Raw genomic sequence first — 3,638 nt, forward strand, 5'->3', positions numbered from 1 at the left:
GCGCGGGATCGGCGCGCGTCACGTATTCGACGACATGCACGAGCTGCCCGGCTACGTCGCGCGCTGGCAGGCGACCGGCGCGGTGCTGCCGAACTAGCAACCACGAATGATTGCGCGCCGCGTTCGACGCGGCGCATCACGAACGAACGGAGACAGATCATGGCAAGCGTGCTCCTGCGCAACATCGCGAAGCGCTACGACGACACCGAAGTGCTGCGCAACGTGAACCTCGACATCGCCGACGGCGAATTCGTCGTGTTCGTCGGCCCGAGCGGCTGCGGCAAATCCACGCTGATGCGGATGATCGCCGGCCTCGAGGACATCTCGAGCGGCGATCTGCTGATCGACGGCGCGAAAGTCAACGACGTGCCGAGCGCGAAGCGCGGCATCGCGATGGTGTTCCAGTCGTATGCGCTGTACCCGCACATGACGCTGTACGACAACATGGCGTTCGGCCTGAAGCTCGCGGGCGCGAAGAAGCCGGAGATCGACCAGGCGGTGAAGCAGGCCGCGAAGATCCTGCACATCGACCATCTGCTCGATCGCAAGCCGAAGCAGCTGTCGGGCGGCCAGCGGCAGCGTGTCGCGATCGGTCGCGCGATCACGCGCAAGCCGAAGGTGTTTCTGTTCGACGAGCCGCTGTCGAACCTCGACGCGGCGCTGCGCGTGAAGATGCGGCTGGAATTCGCGCGGCTGCACGACGAGCTGAAGACGACGATGATCTACGTGACGCACGACCAGGTCGAGGCGATGACGCTCGCCGACAAGATCGTCGTGCTGTCGGGCGGCGCGGTGCAGCAGGTCGGCACGCCGAACACGCTGTATCACGCGCCGGCGAACCAGTTCGTCGCGGGCTTCATCGGCTCGCCGAAGATGAACTTCCTGAAGGGCACCGTCGATTCGGTCGATGCGGGTGGCGTGCTCGTGCGCTTCGACAGCGGCGAGACGCAGCGCGTCGCGGTCGAAGCGGCGGGGCTGCAACGTGGTGCGGCGGTGACGGTCGGCGTGCGGCCCGAGCATCTGAAGGTCGAAGCGGCGGCTACCGGCGTGGCCGCGAAGACGATGGCGGTCGAATCGCTCGGCGATGCCGCGTACCTGTATGCGGAGTCGGCCGTCGCACCGGACGGGCTGATCGCGCGGATTCCGCCGCTCGACACGTATCGCACCGGCGAGGCGCTGCACGTGCACGCTCAAGCCGAGCACTGCCACCTGTTCGACGAGCACGGGCAGGCGTTCCGCCGGCTGAGCGTGCACGCGAAGGCCGCATGACGGCCGGCCGCGCTCACACCGGCAGGTGCGCGGCCATGTAATCGACGAATGCGCGCAGCTTCGGCGTCGGGTGGCGGCCTGACGGCCACAGCACGTAGATCGGCGTGCAGCTCGCGACGTGTTCGTCGAGCACCGCGCGCAGCGTGCCGTCTTCGAGCGCGTCACGGACGAAGAAGATGGGCAGGCATGCGATGCCGAGCCCGCGAAGCGCAAAGCATAAGCGCGCTTCCGCGCTGTTGCTGACCATCGCGACCGGCACCTCGGGCAGCGTGCCCGCGCGCGGCACGCGCAACGGCCAGGTCTCGAGCTTGCCGCTGGTCGGGAAACGATAGTGCAGGCAGCGGTGCTGCGCGAGATCGGCTGGCGTGTTCGGCGTGCCGTGCCGGTCGAGATAGGCGGGCGACGCGACGAGGTGCTGGCGGAAGTGGCCGAGCAGCCGCGACGACAGTCGTGAATCCGACGGCTGGCCGGTGCGCAGCACCGCGTCGAAGCCTTCGTCGACGACATCGACGAGCCGGTCGCTGAAATCGATGTCGAGCTCGATCTCCGGATACGCGGCCATGAAATCGGCGAGCACCGGCAGCAGCAGCGTGCCGATCGTCGGCAGGCTCACGCGCAAGCGCCCGCGTGGCGCTTCGGTGCTTTGCGTCAGTTCCTGCTCGGCCGCGTCGAGCTCGGCGAGCACGCGCCGGCACCGTTCGAGAAAGCGCGTGCCTTCGGCCGTCAGCGTGATGCTGCGCGTGCTGCGGTGAAAGAGCCGCACGTTCAGGCGCGCCTCGAGCCGTGCGATGCGCTTGCCGATCGCCGACGCCGACAGCCCGAGTGCGCGGCCGGCCGCGACGAAGCTGCGCGTTTCCGCGACCTGAACGAACACGACGAAGCCGCCGAGGTTTTCCATGCGAGTTTCCGATTGCGGACGCCAGCGTCCGGATTGTCCGGAACTCTACCCCGGTTTTTCTTCTTGCGTCGGCTCCCTACGATGAGCGCTCGTTCACTGTATGAGGTCACGCCATGTCATCCCTGCCTGTCACCGCTTTGCGGGTGGAACCGGACACCGCGCTGCGCCACCGTCTCGACGGCGCGCTCGATCGCGCGCTTGCCGACGCGTGCATGGTCGGCGCGGTCGTGCTGGTCGCGCAGGACGGCGAGCTGCGCTATGCGCGCGCCGTCGGGCTCGCCGATCGCGAAGCCGGCTTGCCGATGCGGGAGGACGCGCTGTTCCGTCTGTCGTCGGTCACGAAGCCGATCGTGGCGGCTGCCGCGATGCGGCTGGTCGCGGCAGGAAGCATCGCGCTCGACGAACCGGTCACGCACCGGTTGCCCGAGTTCCACCCGTCGCTGCCTGACGGCACGCCTGCCGTCATCACGTTGCGCCATCTGCTGTCGCATACGGCCGGCCTCGGCTACCGGTTCCTCGAAGCGGACGGCGACGGCCCGTATGCGCGCGCCGGCGTGTCCGACGGGATGGATCGCTCGGGCCTCTCGCTCGCCGAGAACCTGCGACGCATCGCCGGCGTGCCGCTGCAGTTCGCGCCGGGCACATCGTGGGGCTATTCGCTCGCGATGGACGTGGTTGGCGCGCTGATCGAGGCGGTCGACGGGCGGCCGCTCGCGGAAGCGGTGGCCGCGCTCGTCACGACACCGCTCGGGATGACCGACACGGCGTTCGTCGCGCACGATGCCGCACGCTTCGCGACGCCTTACGTGGGCACGCCGGGCGCCCCGCGCCGGATGGCGGACGTCGATCTCGTGCCGGTGTTCGACGGCACGATCGGCATCCGCTTCGAGCCGGCGCGCGTGTTCGACGCCGATGCGTGGCCGTCGGGCGGCGCGGGGATGGTCGGCACCGCGCGCGATTGCTTGACGCTGCTCGACGCGCTGCGCACGGGCCGCGACGGCTGGCTCGGTCGCGCATGGGCCGACGAGATGGCGCGCCTCCAGCCGGGTGCGCGCGAACTGCGCGATGCGCCGGGTTTCGGCTTCGGGCTCGGCTTTTCGGTGCTGCGCGATCCGGTGGCCGCGCAGTCGCCGGAGTCGGTCGGCACCTGGCGCGGCGGCGGCGCGTACGGGCATACGTGGTTCGTCGACCGCGCGGCCGGGCTGACGGTCGTCGCGCTGTCCAACACGCTGTACGAGGGCCTCTACGGGCGGATCGTGACTGCGGTGCGCGATGCGGTCTATGGCGTCGAAACCGGGAGCGTGGCATGAGCGACTGCACGTCGATCGATGACGAGGTTGCCGTGCGACCGGAGCAGGCGGAGCAGCCGCTGCAGGCGGCCGAACGCCTGCCGGTCGCGAACCTGCTGGCACTCGCGACGGCCGCCTTCATCACGATTCTCACCGAGGCGTTGCCGGCCGGCCTGCTGCCG

Annotated in this window: 3 protein-coding genes and 2 pseudogenes; 4 read left to right on the forward strand and 1 reads right to left on the reverse strand. The window is 69.4% G+C overall.

The window, feature by feature from the left end; all coding sequences use genetic code 11:
- Together JYJ84_RS31320 and JYJ84_RS31325 are read left to right on the forward strand one after the other, a co-directional pair.
- Positions 1-97 (forward strand): annotated as a pseudogene (locus tag JYJ84_RS31320) (HAD family phosphatase); the annotation flags it as partial.
- Positions 98-159: 62 nt separating this feature from the next.
- Positions 160-1,269 (forward strand): ABC transporter ATP-binding protein, encoded by a 1,110-nt coding sequence (locus tag JYJ84_RS31325; protein WP_175223413.1) that lies wholly within the window; start codon positions 160-162, stop codon positions 1,267-1,269.
- 13 nt (positions 1,270-1,282) lie between these two features.
- Here the strand turns inward: JYJ84_RS31325 and JYJ84_RS31330 are convergent, their stop codons facing one another.
- Complete coding sequence (locus tag JYJ84_RS31330; protein WP_122946147.1) at positions 1,283-2,167, reverse strand: LysR family transcriptional regulator; 885 nt, start codon at positions 2,165-2,167, stop codon at positions 1,283-1,285.
- A 113-nt stretch (positions 2,168-2,280) separates the two neighbouring features.
- On the opposite strand from JYJ84_RS31330, the gene JYJ84_RS31335 reads away from it, so the two are divergent.
- On the forward strand, positions 2,281-3,477 hold the full coding sequence (locus tag JYJ84_RS31335; protein WP_175223414.1) for a serine hydrolase: 1,197 nt from the start codon (positions 2,281-2,283) through the stop codon (positions 3,475-3,477).
- Positions 3,474-3,638, forward strand: a pseudogene (locus JYJ84_RS38415) (MFS transporter); the annotation flags it as partial. The gene JYJ84_RS31335 and the pseudogene JYJ84_RS38415, both read left to right, overlap by 4 nt.

Source organism: Burkholderia sp. LMG 13014 (assembly GCF_905232215.1).
Lineage (GTDB): Bacteria > Pseudomonadota > Gammaproteobacteria > Burkholderiales > Burkholderiaceae > Burkholderia.

What these genes read in the sequence shown, in the direction of transcription:
- JYJ84_RS31325 (WP_175223413.1), top strand. Translation starts at nt 160, where the DNA reads ATGGCAAGCGTGCTCCTGCGCAACATCGCGAAGCGCTACGACGACACC.
- JYJ84_RS31330 (WP_122946147.1), bottom strand. Translation starts at nt 2,167, where the DNA reads ATGGAAAACCTCGGCGGCTTCGTCGTGTTCGTTCAGGTCGCGGAAACG.
- JYJ84_RS31335 (WP_175223414.1), top strand. Translation starts at nt 2,281, where the DNA reads ATGTCATCCCTGCCTGTCACCGCTTTGCGGGTGGAACCGGACACCGCG.